Source organism: Paenibacillus chartarius (assembly GCF_042432825.1).
Classification (GTDB): Bacteria; Bacillota; Bacilli; order Paenibacillales; family NBRC-103111; genus Gordoniibacillus; species Gordoniibacillus chartarius.
In genome coordinates this window covers 79,275-95,508 of the sequence record NZ_JBHLWN010000076.1, presented here as the reverse complement: position 1 = coordinate 95,508, position 16,234 = coordinate 79,275, and the positions used below count along the sequence as shown (strand labels likewise).

The window sequence follows — 16,234 nt, the reverse complement described above, 5'->3', positions numbered from 1 at the left end:
ATTATATCAATATATGCGGGGTTGGGATAGTTATTGCGTCTATATGCGGAGAATTCTCTCAAATATTATGTTATGGTTACGTTACTACGAAATCAAATAACGTTGAATCATGAACAATATCCTTCAAATACCAGGAGATGATGACATGCGTAAATTTGAATGCGATGAGAACGAAGTCAAAGAACTGATCGACCGGGTAGTTCGCAGAACGATGAATATGGATTTCACTTGGAACTGGTCCTGCGGGGTCGCCTATTACGGCATCAGCAAGGCTTGGGAAGTAACCCGCAACCAAGAGTATATCGATTTTCTGGTCAATTGGGTGGACGAATATTTGGAGCTTGGCCTGCCGCCGATGATGGTCAACGCTTGCGCTATGGGGCATACGATGCTGACTCTGCATGAAGCTACAGGCGACTCCAAGTATCTTGATCTTGCTCTGATGAAGGCCGAGTACTTGCGCAAGGATGCGATCCGGTTTGGAGAAGGCGTATTCCAGCATACGGTATCCTCGAAGAACGACTTCCCGGAGCAGGCGTGGGCGGATACGCTGTTCATGGCGGCGTATTTCCTGCTTCGTCTTGGCTTTAAGCTGGACAACAAGGAATACATCGACGATGCGCTCAACCAATTTTATTGGCATGAAGAATATTTGCAGGATACGAAGACGAATCTGTTCTATCATGCTTGGGATAATGTGAGAAAAGACCATTTGTCCGGCATTTACTGGGGACGCGCCAATGCATGGGCCGCCTATACGATGGCGCAGGCGTACAAAATGCTGAATCCGTTCATGCCGATGTGGATGCAGATCGGCGGGGCGCTCGGCGACCAACTGAGCGCACTGGTTCGGCTGCAGACGCCAAACGGGCTGTGGCGTACAGTACTAAACGATGAAACATCGTATGAAGAGACGTCCGCCTCCGCCGGTATCGCCGCCGCACTCATGATCAATGGACATCCGCTGCACCAAAATTTTATGGCCAAAGCGTACAAGGGCATTCTGGCCAACATTGACGAAGACGGCTCGGTTCGGAACGTATCGGCCGGCACCGCGGTGATGTACTCTGCGGAAGATTACAAGGTTATTTCCAAGAAACGGGTTCAAGGGTGGGGGCAAGGACTGACCCTTGCCTATCTGGTAGCGCTGATTCAGAATAAAGAAGTTGTCAGCAAAATATAACTAGTAATAGAATAGTGATCAGTATGACGAGAAGAATCATCCCGAACCGGGGATGGTTGCTTCTCGTTTTTCACATGATCGTTAGGAGGTGTCTCAATGCCCATTCTGAATGTGATGATTGTCGATGATGAAATTTTGGCCATCGAGCATTTGAGGCAGCTGATCGACTGGGAGGGGGAAGGCTTCCGGTTGGCGGGTGAGTTCATCCGCCCATTGCAAGCGCTTTCGAAAGTGGCCGAGCTGAAACCGGATCTCATTATCGCCGATATCCGCATGCCGAATTTGGACGGCATTGAATTCAGCAAGCGCGTCTTAGCCTCGGGATCACGCTGCCGGATCCTTCTGCTTACTTCCTATAAAGAATTCGAATACGTCAAAGAAGCGATGCGCATCGGCGTTGTCAGCTATTTGGTCAAGCATGAGCTCGAACCGGACAGTTTGCGCAGCGAGCTGGCCAAAGTGAGAGCATCGATCGAAGAAGAACGTCACAGAAGCGCGATGGTGCTTCGCCAGTACTTGAAGGAGCTGACGGGAGATCAGGTGCCGGCGGAGGAGCTCGCTGCCGAGGTGTCACAATACGAGCAGCTGAAGGGCAAGCAGTTTATGTATGTTCTCGCGGCAGCGGAGGAACCGTTTCCGGTCATGCAGGTGAAGGGGGCTGGGACGCCAACTGCCATTTGGAACGGGCGGCTGCCGGAGCTGCCCGCGCATCAGATCGAGCTCGCCCACAAGAAGAACGGCCGTATCGGCTTTCTGCTTCTGTCGGCGCCGGTTGCCAGCAGGAGAGAAACGGCACAGCTGTATGCCGATGCCGTTACCCTGCTGAAGGCATTTCTGGAGAAGGGCTGTCCGGGAGTGCCGATCTGCGCCGCTTACTCCGAGCCTTTTGACAATCCGGAGGAGCTGAACGCCATTCACCGCAAAACCGCTTTGCAGCTCGATGCTTGTCTGTTCCTAAGGGGGACGAAGCTTGCCGGCCCCGGCAGTGCAGCCCATATGCCTTCGCCGGATTGGAGCACATTGCCCGGTATGGAGGAGGTTATCCGGCTGCTGCACACCGGCGGCGCTGCGGCAGCCGGTAAGCTTGTGGAGACTCAATTCGATGCGGCGGCGAGAACCCGCAGCGTGCCGTATTTGACTCAGCTGTGCGGGACGCTTGTGTCCGCGCTGGACGCTGTCAGGGCCGAGCGCGGATTGACTACGCTGCAGCGTCTCGCAGAGGAAGGGGCCGTTCGGACCGAAGAGTGGCGCACGCTTGACGGCATCAAGACATGGCTGTTAGCGAGAATCGAGGAGACCGCCGCCTTCGGGAACACGCCTCCGTACAGCCGCAAAATCCGGGAGGCTTGCGATTACATCGCGGCGCACTGCGAGGGCGAGCTTAGCGCCGAGACCATTGCCCACCGGATCGGCATCAGCGGGGAGCATCTGCGGCACCTGTTCAAGCAGGAAACCGGGCAAACGCTGCATGATTACCTTACAGCCTGCCGAATGGAGCGGGCGAAGGCACTGCTGGAGAGCGGCCATTTCAAGCTCTACGAAATTTCGGACAAGGTCGGGTACAAGAGCAGCCACTATTTCAGCAAAATCTTTTACCGGACGGTCGGCATGACGCCGCTCGAATACGCTGAGACAAGGGGTGCGAGCCGATGAGAGCGACGATACGGACGAAAATGATCGGCAGTACGATGCTGGTCGTGACTATTTCGCTTCTATTAAGCGGTTACATCACTTATGCGTACATGTCCAAGATTTTGGGCGAGCAGGCTGTGAAAGATAATATGACCAAGCTGGCCCAGACGTCTTCCTCGCTTACCCGCATGCAGGACCGGCTGGTCAAGACGGCGGAAACGATTATCGCCGACCCGGAGATCAACGCGAGGCTCGTACCGCGGGCCGGCTCGACGCTGGAGCAAAATTATTTTAACAAAGTCGCCGTAATGAAGCAGCTGCAGCGGTTCGTGGCTCTGGATTCAAGTCTGCTCAACATTATGATCGTTCGTCCCGATCAAGAGGTTTTCTCCAACAACAGCGGCTACGAGGATTACTATGCGGAATATTTGAAGGAAGCGTGGTTCAGTCCGTTCCTGAACGGAACGAATCGGACTCGCTTTTCCGACATTCATCATTTCAGTTATACGAGCGGGGCGCGCGAAGTGATCAGCTATGTGACGCCTTACCGCAATTGGGAGGACAAGTCCTCGCCCGGTGTATATGTCCTCGTCATCGAGATGAAGAAGGATGAAATCGATAAAGTGTTTGCGGACAGCAGCAAAGACTTCGAACGCATCATTCTCAGGAGCGGCGACGGGCAAATCCTGTACGATACGAAAAGAGCCACGGCTTCGGCGCAAACCGCCGCTGGTGCGGGCGGCTTCATCCCGATCCGTTACGGTGCGATGAGTGAAGGCTGGAGCCAAGAGGCGTTCATTTCCAAGCAAAAGCTGCAGGACTCGATACGTCCGATTTTATTCTTCTATCTGCTCATCGTCGTCGGCAGCCTGTTGTTCATCCTGCTGATCGTACCTACGCTGATTTTCAATTTCACGAAGCCGATTACGGTGCTGACGCGGGCGATGAGGAAGGTGTCCAGCGGCGAGCTGCACACGAACGTGCTGATCCGCAGCGGGGACGAGATGGAGGTGCTCGGAGAAGGCTTCAACCGGATGGTGAACGAGCTCGATACATGGATGAAATCGTCTCTGCGGGAGCAGGAGATCAAGCGGAACATGCAAATTAATTTGCTTCTGTCGGAGATCAATCCCCATTTTATTTACAATACGCTGAATACCGTCATCTATTTATCCCACGCCGGGCGCAGCAAAGATACGATTACGATTACGAAGGCGCTGATCGACATTTTGCAGGATACGATCAAGACCGGCGAGGAGGCGTTCTTCTCGACGCTCGAGGGTGAAATGAATCTGATCGCCAAATATGTGCACATTCAGCAGTACCGGTATCCGGGGCGATTTCAGGTGGAGTGGGACATTCCGGAGCATCTTCGTTCGTGCGTCGTGCTGCGCCTGATGATCCAGCCTCTCGTAGAGAATGCGCTGTTCCACGGCATATTCAACATGGAGGAGGAGGGGCTGATCCGGATATCCGCCACGGTACAGGGAGAGGCACTGCACGTCACTGTTGAAGATAACGGCGTTGGATTGGATTCCGGGATTGCGGATAAGGATATGCTGAAGCGCAACCCCGCCCATTCCGGGCAAACGAAGGGGATCGGGTTTGCCAACATCCGGGAGCGGATCGCTTTCCATTACGGCGGCCAGTACGGTATCGATCTGGCCTCGCGTCCGAATGCAGGAACTTCCGTCACGATCCGAATTCCTTACGCGGCCGGCGAACCGGGGGATTTGAAGCGAATAACCGGATTGTGAGTGAAATAACCGCTTCGTTTCATTTCAAGCGCGGGGAGTAAGCGTTACCATAATAAAGGAAGCGGTTACAAGCTTACACGAGGAGGGTTTGGCCATGAAACGGAAGAACAGATCCTGGCTGTATACGCCGGCAGCGCTCCTGCTGGCCTCGGCCGTTGCGTTATCCGGCTGCACGGGCGGAAGCGAGAGTGCGGGCGGCGGGAGCGGCGAAACGGGCACGAATACGGCGGCGGGCGACAGCGCTTCGTCCGCTGGCGGCGGTATTAAAGGAACGATCAAGGTGTGGGACTGGGATGAGGCGTTCCTGAAGAGGATGGTTCCGGAGTTCAACAAAAAGTATCCGAACGTGAAAGTGGAGTACACCGTCGTCAACAACACCGATTACATGCAGAAGCTGCAGAGCGGCATCGCATCCGGCTCGGATGTGCCGGATGTCATCCTTGGCGAGATGAACTACCGCGGCCAGCTGTTCGATCTTGATATTTTGGATAATCTCGAAGGAGCTCCTTATAACTTTAAGCGTACGCAGCTGCTCGATTACTTGCCGTCGATTTTGTCCAATTCGAAGGGCGAGCTGGTCGGCGTCGATCAGTCCATTACGCCTGCGGGACTCGCTTACCGGCGCGACCTCGCGAAGCAGTACTTGGGCACCGACGATCCGGACGCGCTTGCGGCGGCGATTCCCGATTGGCATACATTTATTGAGAAAGGGAAAAAGGTACAGCAGGACAGCGGCGGTAAAGTGACGATGTTCGCCAGCTTCGACGACGCGTACCGGGTGCTTAGGGAGCAGAACTCGAAGCCGTATGTGAACGGCACAACGATCAATTTGACGGAACGGCTGAAGCTGCCGCTCGAGACCGTGTTCAGCATGCGCGACGCCGGCGTGCTCGGCAAGTACGAAGCCTATACGCCGGGCTGGAACGCGTCGTTCGCGAAGGGAGACAACATCTTCTACCCGATGGCGCCGTGGAGCGCGAAGTGGAACATCGCCGCCAACGACAAGGACGGCATCGGCCGCTGGGGTCTCATTCCCGCGCCGGGCGGCAGCTACACTTACGGCGGTACGTCGATCGGGGTGTTCAAAGGCAGCAAGAACAAGGAAGCCGCTTGGGCGTACATCAATTTCGCCTATATGTCCGACGAGGGGATGGCCGTCAGCTACAAAGAATTCGGCAATATGGCGGGCACGAAGGAGTTCTTCGAGAAGCATAAAGATTGGATCGAAGCGGGTACGGACTACGATAAGTATTTTGCCGGCCAGAATTTGAACAAGACGTTCCTGGAGAAAATCGTACCTTCCGTCAAGGCGGACCCGCAAACGAAATATAATGCCATGGTCCAGACGGCTTATAGCTCGCTGTACCCGCTGTGGATGAAGGATACGAGCATCAAAGTGAACGCGGCGCTCGAGAAGCTGAAGAGCGAAGTGAAAAATCTCGCACCGGAAGCTACGATCAATTAGCGAATAGGTGCGTCTTCGGCTCAGAGAGGAGGGGAAGCCATGCATGCGGAAGCGGCCGCGAAGCGGGCGAAGCTCGCCCGCACGGCCCCGGCCGGACGGTCGGGGGTCAAGGTCTGGCCTTACTTATTTGCCCTGCCGTTCGTTGTGTTCTATTTTACGTTTCATTTCTACCCGGTCATCTATTCGTTCTGGCTCAGTCTGCACGACTGGAACGGGATCGGCGCCAAGACGTTCATCGGGCTGCGCAACTACGTTACGCTGCTGACGAAGGATCCGCTGTTCTACAAATCGCTGTACAACACGCTGATCATCATGGTCATGTCCGTTCCGGCGATGCTCCTGCTCGGCATGGCGCTGGCTTATCTGATTTTTCAGCTCGTGAAAGGGCGGGTCTTCTTCCAGACGGTCAATTTCCTGCCCTATATTACGACGCCGGTCGCGATCGGATTCATATTCTCGTTCATGTTCGATTTCCAGACGGGTATCGTCAATAACATCCTGCTCAAGCTCGGCCTTATGTCGGAAGGCTATCACTGGCTGCAGGACCCGACGATGGCGAAAGTCATTATTGCCTTGATGATTGTGTGGCGGAATCTCGGCTACTTCATGACGATTTATTTGGCGGGAATGACCGCGATTCCGCAAGATATTTACGAGGCGGCGCGGGTGGACGGCTCGACGGGGCTCCATACGTTTACCCGGATCACGCTTCCCCTGCTGCAAAATATTACCGTCTTCCTGATCGTAACGTCGATCATCGGCGGGCTGCAGCTGTTTGACGAGCCGAAGCTGCTGTACGGAGGGTGGACGGGCGGCAACTCCGGCGGTCCGGACAATGCGGCGCTCACCGTCATCTGGAAATTCGTGAACGATTCGTTCATTACCGGAACCCGCTTCGGCTACGGCTCCGCCATCGCCTACACGCTGTTCGTCGTCATCGTGCTGTTCTCGATTGTCAGCTACCGGATCAGCTCGGGGAAGGGGGAGAAGGCATGAAGCTCGTGAAATGGCTCTTCATCGGGCTGGTAACGGTCGTGTCTTTGTTTCCGTTCTATGTCATGATCATGATGTCCACCTATTATTCGGAAAATATTTTCAAAGGGCTGCCGCTCCTTCCTTCCGACTATTTGCTGGAAAATCTGCAAACGGTGTTCAAAACAAACTTCCTCCGTGTCTATGCGAACAGCTTGACGGTGTCGGTCTGCTCCGTGCTGCTCGGCGTCATGACCAGTACGCTGATCGGCTATGCGGTGGCGAAGTTTGACTTCCGGCTGAAGAAGTTTCTGAATTACTTCATCATTGTCACGATGATGGTGCCGGCTCAGGTCGGTCTGATCGGGTACATTATCGAGATGCGGACGATGGGCTTCGGCAACACGCTAATGCCGGTCATCCTGACGTGGAGCGCATGGTCGTTCGGCGCATTCTTCATGGCTCAATTCATCCGGGATACGGTGCCGAGCGAGGTGATCGAATGCGCGCGCATCGACGGCGCCTCGGAGCCGAGAATCTTGTTCGGCATCGTCATGCCGCTCATTAAGCCAGGGATTTCCACACTGTCGACGCTCGTTTTCCTGTGGTCGTGGAACAACTACTTGCTGCCGCTCGTTACGATCAACAACTCCAAATGGTTTACGCTGCCGGTATTCATATCGACGCTGGGCATCGTACACCGGACCGATTACGGCGCCCGGATGGCCGCGCTCGCGATGGCAACGCTGCCGGTGCTGATCGTGTTCCTGCTCGGAAGCCGGACCTTCATTAAGGGGATTACGGCGGGCGCGGTCAAAGGGTGAAGGGGGCGGCCCCCGCCAAGCCAGGTTTGACGACAAACACACTTTTGTCCATGATCAGGATGCTTTTATCTATTGTCGGCACATGGGGAACGTCATACAGTAGAGATAGGACTGTAAGCGTTTGCTAAATAAGCGATATTGAAGAGCCGGTGCTTTCCGAAAACAACGAGGCGCTCAAGGAGCTGTCCAAGCACACTTCGATACCGATTGCGACCGGCGAGCGAATGTTCTCGCGCTGGGGCTTCAAGACGCTTCTAGCCGAAGGATCTGTCGATATTATTAAACCGGACTTGTCGTATGCGGGCGGAATTACCGAGTGCAAGAAAATCGCATCGATGGCGGAAGCCTACGATGTCGCTCTGGCTCCCCACTGCCCGCACGGCCCGATCGCGCTGGCGGCTTGTCTGCAGGTTGACGCGACGGCCCATAACGCATTCATCCAAGAGCAAAGCCTCGGCATTCATTACAATCAAACCGGCGATCTTCTCGACTATATTACAGACGCTTCCGTATTCGACTATAAGGACGGGTATGTGACAATTCCGCAAGGACCGGGCTTGGGCATCGAAATCAACGAAGACTATGTGAGGAAAATGGCGGCCGTCGGGCACAACTGGAGAAATCCCGTATGGCGCCACAAAGACGGCAGCATCGCAGAATGGTAATGCGGGCGAATCACCTTCCGGAGACGGAGGGTGATTTTTTTGTGCTGCTGACGTTATCAGATTATTGTGCTGAAGTTGTTCATTTAATCGGATGAGTACCATTATTCTTTTAATTATACCATCCTATGGCGATCAACCGTGCAATAATCATATTGTAAAGAATCATGAATACGCGGGAGGCTCTATGATGAGCAGAGACCTAAAAGCTATGATTTCCCAAATGACTTTGGAAGAAAAGGCCGGTTTATGCTCCGGACTCGACTTTTGGCGGCTTAAAGGCGTGGAACGCCTGGGCATTCCGTCCATCATGGTGACCGACGGTCCGCATGGGCTGCGCAAGCAGCAGGGCGATACGGATCACTTGGGCATGTTCGCGAGCGTTCCTGCGACATGCTTCCCTTCGGCTGCAGGCATGGCCAGCTCGTGGGACCGTGAGCTTATCAACCGTGTCGGTGAGGCGCTTGGCGAAGAGTGCCAGGCGGAGGACGTTGCCGTTCTGCTCGGACCCGGTGCGAATATGAAACGCTCGCCGCTGTGCGGCCGTAACTTCGAATATTTTTCGGAAGATCCGTATTTGTCGTCGGAAATGGCCGCAAGCCACATAAACGGAGTGCAAAGCCAAGGTGTAGGCACTTCCTTAAAGCACTTCGCTGTCAATAACCAAGAGCACCGCCGGATGTCGGTCGACGCGATCGTCGATGAACGGACGCTGCGCGAGATTTATTTGGCCAGCTTCGAGGGCGCCGTGAAGAAGGCGCAGCCATGGACCGTCATGAGCTCCTACAATAAAGTGAATGGCGAATTTGCATCGGAGAACGAGTACCTGCTGACTCGTATTTTGAAAGAAGAGTGGGGACATGAGGGGATCGTCGTAACGGATTGGGGTGCGACGAACGAGCGCGTCGCCGGTCTTGCCGCGGGCAATGAGCTGGAAATGCCGGGCAGCGGGGGAAGCGGGGACCGGAAAATTATCGAGGCCGTCCGCAGCGGCCGGCTGGCCGAAGAAGCGCTTGACCGGGCTGTGGAGCGGCTGCTCCGTGTGATTTTCATGAGTGTGGACCGGAAAAAGCCGAATGCCTCCTACGATCAAGAAGAACATCATCGTCTTGCTCGCCAAGTTGCCGGCGAAAGCATGGTATTGTTGAAAAATCAGGAAGCGCTGCTGCCAATCGCCAAAGGGAAGAGGATTGCCGTTGTCGGCGAATTCGCCAAGAAGCCTAGATATCAGGGCGGCGGAAGCTCGCACATCCGCCCGACGAAGCTCGACGAGCCGTTCGAGGAAATCTTGAAGCTGGCGGGGGAGTCCGCGTCCGTCGTCTATGAGCAAGGATATTCGCTTGATCAGGATGAAACCGACGACGCGCTGTCCGCAGCGGCAGTGAAAGCGGCCGGCGAAGCGGAGATCGCTATTGTGTTTGCCGGGCTTCCGGACCGCTACGAATCCGAAGGCTACGACCGGACGCATCTGCGGATGCCGGCCAATCAGGAGAAGCTCATTGAAGCCGTGGCGAATGCCCAGCGTAATGTCGTTGTCGTGCTGATGAACGGCTCCCCGATTGAAATGCCGTGGATCGGTCAAGTCGGCTCGGTACTCGAGGCCTATTTGGGCGGGCAAGCCGCCGGCGGCGCTATTGCGGATCTGCTCTTCGGAGAAGCGAATCCAAGCGGCAAGCTGGCCGAGACGTTCCCGGCCAAGCTGAGCGACAATCCTTCTTATTTGTTCTTCCCCGGTGAAGGAGACCGGGTGGAGTACCGCGAAGGCATTTTCATCGGATACCGTTATTATGATACCAAGCAAGTAAAGCCGTTGTTCCCGTTCGGTCACGGCCTTAGCTATACCACCTTCGAATATTCGGATCTCGTAATCGGCCATAATCGGATTCGAGATACGGATACGGTTGAAGTCAAGGCGACCGTTCGCAACACGGGCCCCCGCGCGGGCAAAGAAGTCGTTCAGCTGTACGTACGCGACGTCGACAGCACGGTGATCCGACCGAGCAAAGAGCTGAAGCATTTTGCCAAAATCGATCTGCAGCCCGGGGAGGCGACGACCGTATCGTTCGTGCTCGACAAGCGCTCCTTCGCTTACTATAACGTGACGCTGAAGGATTGGTATGTGGAGTCGGGCGAATTCGAAATTATGATCGGCCGTTCGTCCGAAGAGATCGTGTTGATCGGCAGCCTGCACGTCGAATCCACGGTCCGCATTCCTTTAACCGTTCACCGGAACAGCTTGCTGGGCGATCTGTTGAACGATCCGGGCAAGGCCGCGGTCATTCAGGGACTGCTTCAAAAGTTTCAGGAAGGCATGGGCGTTACAACGAACGCGCTTGAAGATGCCGAAGGAATGGGGGATATGTTCGCCGCGCTGATGAAGTTTTTGCCGCTGCGCAACCTCGTCGGCTTCAGCCAAGGAGCCGTAACCGAAGAGATGCTCGATGAATTGATTGAGCAATTAAATCGGACTAACTAATAGGAAGAGGGCAGCCTGAGCGGGCTGCTCTTCTTTCGCTTCATTTGCGATTCCGGTATTCCCTCGGCGTGATCCCCGTATACTTCTTGAACACTTTGATGAAATAGGTCTGATCGTAAAAACAAAGCCTGGACCCGATCGCCGCCACCGAGTCCCTAGTCTGGACCAGCAGTTTCTTAGCTTCCTCAATACGTTCTTTCTGGATAAAGTTCATGAGCGACAGACCGGTCTGCTGCTTGAATAGCTTCGACAAGTAATTGGCATTGAGACCGGCCAGATCTGCAAGCTGTCCGGCGCTCATCTCCTCATACAGATGATCGTAAATGTACTCCCGGCATATGCGAACCGGCGCTGTGATGTCATTCGTATTCGATAATTGAGCGACGCGGCCGGCAAAATCCAATAGCGCATAATTCATCGCCGCTTCGACCGATTTCACATCGGTTAACTCCTCGATATGCTGAATGTGCAGGTCGCTGAGCGTATAGGCCAGTTCTTCATACAATCCTCCTTCGATCGCCGCTCTTGTTCCTAGAGTTATACAGCAGATGGACAAGTTTTTCATGTTGCGCAGCTGGCTCCTTTTGGAAAGAACGCCTAAGCCCTCATATTCAATTCCGGCAAGGATGTGCAGCAATTCCGCCCGGTTACCGCTCTGAATCATGCTGAGCATCCGTTTCTCGCTTTCTATTCTCATGTGGAAGGTAAGCGTTTCTCGGCGATCGGCTAGAGCCATATCGACGTCAGAGGACGGAGGATGGGGTGTCTCGTATTCGAAATTGTATTGAAGCAGCTCCATGGGATCGATCGGCTGCTTATTGATCAACCAATGGGCCAGCGCGCCGATATGCAGCAGACGTATCCGGCTGACGACGGGCAAGCTTTGCAAATAGGCGGTCCACTTCGGGCGATCTTTGCCCGGAATGCCGTGGTCGTTGAGCAGGCTTGCGATGAGCTCGTCATTCGGACGCTCCAGCATTGCCGGCCCAATGATGATGAGCGTTTTGGAGCGTTGGTCGGACAGGCAGGGCAGCGCGATAAATTGTTCCATGAACGGTGAGCTCCGCAGAACCGGATAGCCGGTGCCGGTCCAGTCGCCGATTACCGAGCGAATTTGTTCGGCATAGGTCGTAAAGAGCGGGTTCACCGGTACATGTCCAGCCGGTATTGGCGGCTCCAGCGGCCCCGTTGACCCTGGCGGCTCGAGCTGCCGCCAAGTAACCGGAAGGCCTACGCTCTCTTGAATGATTTTGCAACAATAAGCCAAATCCGTGCAGGTTTGCATGGTGAGCACCTCGTGCAAGCAGCGCTTGAATCTACATATATCAGCCTTAATGTAATCGGAAAACGGCTCGACCGCAAGCGGCGGGAAGCCGAATGGATCATGCCGGCCATCGATTGGATTGGATATATTCCTCTGGTACAATATGACGAGTACGAACAAGTCCAAGGAGAGAAGGCCACACCATGACATTCGGAGCCCGTATGCTCAAGACAGGAATCGCCGTCACGCTGTCGCTGTATGTCAGCGCATGGCTTCATTTTACCCCGCCGATGATTGCCGCGGTGGCGGCCATCTTCGCGCTGCAGCCTTCGATATACCGGTCTTGGAAGCACTTCCTCGAGCAGGTGCAGGCCAACACGCTCGGCGCCGTCATTGCGCTGCTGGCTGGAACGTATTTGTCGAAGGAGCCGATCGCCATCGGCGTTGTCTGTATTTTGGTCATCATGATTTGTTTAAAAATCAAGATGGGCGATTCGATCGGCTTGACGCTCGTTACCGTCGTGGCTGTGATGGAGGCGTCCGGCCAATGGGAGTTTGCGCTGAACCGCTTCCTGCTTAGTATGATCGGTATTTTATCCGCATTCGTCGTTAACATTGCATTCATACCTCCGGATCCGAGAAAGCAATTCAACGCGCAGATTCATGCGGTATTCAACCAGCTCTCCTTGCTGCTCCGCACCGCGATATCCGACGAAATGAAGGAAAAGGTGTTTCGGGAGCAAAAGCAGGAGCTGGAGGACGGTCTGCACTCGCTGTCGGACAAATACAAGCTTCTGGAGGAGGAGCTGAACAAGCTCAAGCAAGCGAAGTACCGGAGGACGCGTCAAATCGTCGTGTACAAGCAGCTGCTGCACAGCCTGCATAAAGGCTTCGAGGTGCTGGAAGCGGTGCAGCAGCACTATTTTCAATCGGAACGGACTCCTGACATCAATGCCAGCTTTGACCGTCATTTGGAGAAGCTGATCAAGTTCAATGAACATGTGCTGCTCAAATTGGAGGACAAGGTCAAGCCGGAAAGCTGGAATTCCGCATCGGTTGAAGAAGCGAACGATACGTTCATGAAGCACGCGACCAATGGCTGTAACGCAGACCGGGACGGCTCGTTCCGACTCTTTATCGTTGCCGCTGCGATTTACGATTACGGCTATCAGACCGTCAGGCTGGACCGCCTGGTCGAGCACCTGGATAAAGAGGATCAAGAGCCGGAGGCAGGAAATACGCATCCAAAGGAGAATTGAACCTGGGACGAGATTGTGACAAAGGACTGATCGCTGATGATTCACGCACCGAACGAAGCCGATGCTTTGATTTATTCGAAGCTGCGGATTCCGTCGCCCCCCAGGCATGGAGTACACCGTCCCCAGCTGATAGCGCGGCTGAACGACGGGCTGCACCGCAAGGCAGCGTTCGTCGTCGCGCCCGCCGGCTATGGCAAGACGACGCTGGTCGCCGATTGGGCCAGTAAGCTGGACCGGCCGGTCGCTTGGCTATCCTTAGACGGCAAAGACAACGACCTGGTCCGCTTTTGGCGCTACGTTGCGAAGGCTGTCGAGAAGGCGCAAGGCGGGGAGTCTGATTCCGCCGTCAGTGCGGCGGCAGCAACGCTCGCTCCCGGCCAATACGAGTCGTTCCTAGTGTCGCTGCTCAACGTATGGAACGGTCTGCGGGAGCCTCTGGCGATCGTGTTCGACGATTGGCATGTTATCGACGACGGGGACATTACCGCCTCCGTTTCTTTCCTGCTAGAGTACTTGCCGCCCCAGGTTCATCTGGTTTTCGCGAGCCGCATTCAGCCGACTTTCTCAAAAACCCGATGGGTGAGCCGCGAGTGGATCCATGACATTCCGATGGAACGGCTGCGATTCGACCTTCGGGAGACGGTGGAGCTGTTCCGTGCTAACACAGCACATCGAGAGCTGCGGCGGGAGGAACTCGAGCGGCTGTTGCATCGAACCGAAGGGTGGGTGACGGGGTTGAAGCTGCTCACGTTCGCCTCATATGTCAGCGAAAGTACGACGCAGTCGCTGCAAGGAGGAGTCGGCGGGCGGCTTGAGCAGTTTTTGCTCGAGGAAGTGTTCCACGCGATGGACGAGACAACCAGACGGTTTTTGACGAGCATTTCGGTGCTGCAGCGGATGAACGGCCCGCTCTGCGAAGCACTGGCCGGCACGCATGGCGCCACGAAGCTCGCCGAACTCGCGGCCAGCAATCTGTTTCTCATCCCACTGGATGAGGAGGGGGAGTGGTTTCGTTTTCACCATCTGTTCGGGGAGTTTCTATTGAAGCAGCTGAAGACGCAGAATACCGCCGAAGCCGACGCGCTGTACCGGACGGCCGGCGCTTGGTGCGAGTCCCGGCAGCTGACCGAAGAAGCGGTGGACTATTATTTGGCCGGACGAGCGTATCCGGAAGCGATCCGTCTGCTGGAGCAGATGAGGAGCATCGTCATTCGGCGGGAGTTTACGACCTTGCGAACGTGGCTGTCGGCGATCCCCGAACCGCTTCTGGTTGAGCATCAGTACTTGTATTTCTCGTATATTTTTTCTTTATTATGGGCAAATGAGCCCGAGACGGCAGAACGGTATTTGCAGCAGGCCGAGCGCCATTACGAGGCGGCTCGTTCCGGCTGGGACGAGGAGAAGCAAAACCGCTTCCTGGGTTACCTCTTCTATGTAAGGAATTTCAAAGCGACCTCATACGACATGGATGTGATGAAAGGTCTCGAGTATATCCGCCTCTCGCTGCGGCACAGTCCGAAGGGGACGGATTTGATCTTTGCGTCGCCCCATACCCCGCTTGCGCCGTCCATCTTCCGATCGTACAACGGCAAGCGCGGCGAGCATCTGCCAAGGGGGATGTCGGATACGTTCTTCAGCAGCATGATCGAGTTTATGTCGCAGATGGGACTGCAGGGTTCAACGCAGGTATGCTACGGCGAGCTGTTGTACGAGCGCAACGAGCTGGACGAGGCGGAGCGGTATTTGAAGCTGGGTTTGCAGGGACGGAGCCAAGCGAATTTTCAGCCGGAGAAAGTATACGTCCCCGCGAGTCTGTTCCTCTCGCGCATCGCCAACGCTAGGCGGGATTTCGCATCGGCCGAAGCCTGGCTGGAGGATGCCGTCCGACGGGCGCGGGCGGATGGCGCGGCGGAGGCACCGATCCTTCTCGACGCCGAGCTGGCTGCTTTTAGATTGGATCGGGGCGATCCGGCGGACGCTCTGGATTGGGTGGAACGGTATAAACTGTCGGCGGACGACCCGGTGTCGGTCTATCAGCTGTTTGTGTATACGTTCCTTGTTCGGGTACTGATGGAAACCGGCCGGGCTTCCGAGGCGCTGGGGCTCGCGGAGAAGCTGCACATGATCGCGGTGAAAAACCACCGCCCGATGGATGCAATAGAGCTGGAGGCGCTGCAGGCGACGCTTCTCCAGCGTCTGGATCGCCGGGAACAGGCGCTGCTGACGTTAGAGGAAGCGCTCCGGTTCGCCGAGTCCGACGATTACGTTCGCGTCTTCGTCGATAAGGGACCGGCGCTTGCGGAGCTGTTCACGGAATATGTGAGACAGCGCCTGCGGGGGAACTTCCGGGACCGAAGCACTCCGTCCCTCGCATTCGTCCGCAAGGTCCTCTCGTGCTTCGGAGCCGGAGCGCCGCCCGGTACGGCGGAGCCTGCCGAGTCCGCACTGGCGTCGGTGCTTACGCCGCGGGAACTGGCGATTTTCGGGTACATGGAAGAGGGCAGGGGCAACGCGGAGATTGCCGTGGCGCTCGGAATCGGGATGGGCACGTTGAAGGCGCATATCAATCATATTTACAGCAAGCTGCAGGCGACAAGCCGCGTGGAGGCAATCCGGCGAGGCAAAGAGCTGCAAGGCTAGTTTGGAAAAACATACAGGACCCGCCGGAAGGCGGGTCTCGCGTTTTCGTTTCCGAAACATGGGCGCTCGCCTATAACCAGACCTATAACCGGGGTTAGAT

10 protein-coding genes and 1 pseudogene are annotated in these 16,234 nt (G+C 55.5%); 10 read left to right on the top strand and 1 reads right to left on the bottom strand.

Features of this window, described 5'->3' with window-relative positions; genetic code table 11:
- The first annotated feature begins 145 nt into the window (after positions 1–145).
- From ACFFK0_RS19635 to ACFFK0_RS19600, 8 genes and pseudogenes are all read left to right on the top strand, one after another.
- Positions 146–1,183 (top strand): glycoside hydrolase family 88/105 protein, encoded by a 1,038-nt coding sequence (locus tag ACFFK0_RS19635; protein WP_377472011.1) that lies wholly within the window; start codon positions 146–148, stop codon positions 1,181–1,183.
- A 96-nt stretch (positions 1,184–1,279) separates the two neighbouring features.
- Positions 1,280–2,836 carry a response regulator transcription factor gene (locus ACFFK0_RS19630; protein ID WP_377472010.1) on the top strand — a complete coding sequence of 519 codons (1,557 nt, stop codon included), beginning with the start codon at positions 1,280–1,282 and terminating at the stop codon, positions 2,834–2,836.
- The gene (locus tag ACFFK0_RS19625) at positions 2,833–4,572 is read left to right on the top strand and encodes a cache domain-containing sensor histidine kinase (protein ID WP_377472008.1); all 1,740 of its coding nucleotides are present in this window, start codon (positions 2,833–2,835) and stop codon (positions 4,570–4,572) included. Before ACFFK0_RS19630 ends, ACFFK0_RS19625 begins: the two co-directional genes overlap by 4 nt.
- A 94-nt stretch (positions 4,573–4,666) precedes the next feature.
- Positions 4,667–6,037 carry an ABC transporter substrate-binding protein gene (locus tag ACFFK0_RS19620; protein WP_377472006.1) on the top strand — a complete coding sequence of 457 codons (1,371 nt, stop codon included), beginning with the start codon at positions 4,667–4,669 and terminating at the stop codon, positions 6,035–6,037.
- 39 nt (positions 6,038–6,076) lie between these two features.
- Complete coding sequence (locus ACFFK0_RS19615) at positions 6,077–7,033, top strand: carbohydrate ABC transporter permease (protein ID WP_377472005.1); 957 nt, start codon at positions 6,077–6,079, stop codon at positions 7,031–7,033.
- Complete coding sequence (locus ACFFK0_RS19610; RefSeq protein ID WP_377472004.1) at positions 7,030–7,833, top strand: carbohydrate ABC transporter permease; 804 nt, start codon at positions 7,030–7,032, stop codon at positions 7,831–7,833. The genes ACFFK0_RS19615 and ACFFK0_RS19610 overlap by 4 nt, the downstream gene beginning before the upstream one ends.
- A 137-nt stretch (positions 7,834–7,970) precedes the next feature.
- Positions 7,971–8,498, top strand: a pseudogene (locus ACFFK0_RS19605) (enolase C-terminal domain-like protein); the annotation flags it as partial.
- A 187-nt stretch (positions 8,499–8,685) separates the two neighbouring features.
- Entirely contained in the window at positions 8,686–10,971 is a 2,286-nt protein-coding gene (locus ACFFK0_RS19600; protein WP_377472003.1) for a beta-glucosidase, read from the top strand.
- Positions 10,972–11,011: 40 nt separating this feature from the next.
- Here ACFFK0_RS19600 and ACFFK0_RS19595 read toward each other — a convergent pair whose 3' ends face one another.
- Positions 11,012–12,256, bottom strand: coding sequence for a helix-turn-helix domain-containing protein (locus ACFFK0_RS19595; RefSeq protein ID WP_377472001.1), 1,245 nt, complete (start codon positions 12,254–12,256; stop codon positions 11,012–11,014).
- Positions 12,257–12,438: 182 nt separating this feature from the next.
- Here ACFFK0_RS19595 and ACFFK0_RS19590 point away from each other — a divergent pair, with 182 nt between their 5' ends.
- Positions 12,439–13,494, top strand: a complete 1,056-nt coding sequence (locus ACFFK0_RS19590; RefSeq protein WP_377472000.1) for an FUSC family protein — start codon at positions 12,439–12,441, stop codon at positions 13,492–13,494.
- Between the two features lie 36 nt (positions 13,495–13,530).
- Complete coding sequence (locus tag ACFFK0_RS19585; protein WP_377471999.1) at positions 13,531–16,134, top strand: winged helix-turn-helix domain-containing protein; 2,604 nt, start codon at positions 13,531–13,533, stop codon at positions 16,132–16,134.
- The last annotated feature ends 100 nt before the right edge of the window (positions 16,135–16,234 follow it).

Coding starts and splice junctions, on each gene's coding strand:
- ACFFK0_RS19590 (WP_377472000.1), top strand. CDS start 12,439: ATGACATTCGGAGCCCGTATGCTCAAGACAGGAATCGCCGTCACGCTG.
- ACFFK0_RS19595 (WP_377472001.1), bottom strand. CDS start 12,256: ATGCAAACCTGCACGGATTTGGCTTATTGTTGCAAAATCATTCAAGAG.
- ACFFK0_RS19620 (WP_377472006.1), top strand. CDS start 4,667: ATGAAACGGAAGAACAGATCCTGGCTGTATACGCCGGCAGCGCTCCTG.
- ACFFK0_RS19610 (WP_377472004.1), top strand. CDS start 7,030: ATGAAGCTCGTGAAATGGCTCTTCATCGGGCTGGTAACGGTCGTGTCT.
- ACFFK0_RS19630 (WP_377472010.1), top strand. CDS start 1,280: ATGCCCATTCTGAATGTGATGATTGTCGATGATGAAATTTTGGCCATC.
- ACFFK0_RS19615 (WP_377472005.1), top strand. CDS start 6,077: ATGCATGCGGAAGCGGCCGCGAAGCGGGCGAAGCTCGCCCGCACGGCC.
- ACFFK0_RS19600 (WP_377472003.1), top strand. CDS start 8,686: ATGAGCAGAGACCTAAAAGCTATGATTTCCCAAATGACTTTGGAAGAA.
- ACFFK0_RS19625 (WP_377472008.1), top strand. CDS start 2,833: ATGAGAGCGACGATACGGACGAAAATGATCGGCAGTACGATGCTGGTC.
- ACFFK0_RS19635 (WP_377472011.1), top strand. CDS start 146: ATGCGTAAATTTGAATGCGATGAGAACGAAGTCAAAGAACTGATCGAC.
- ACFFK0_RS19585 (WP_377471999.1), top strand. CDS start 13,531: ATGATTCACGCACCGAACGAAGCCGATGCTTTGATTTATTCGAAGCTG.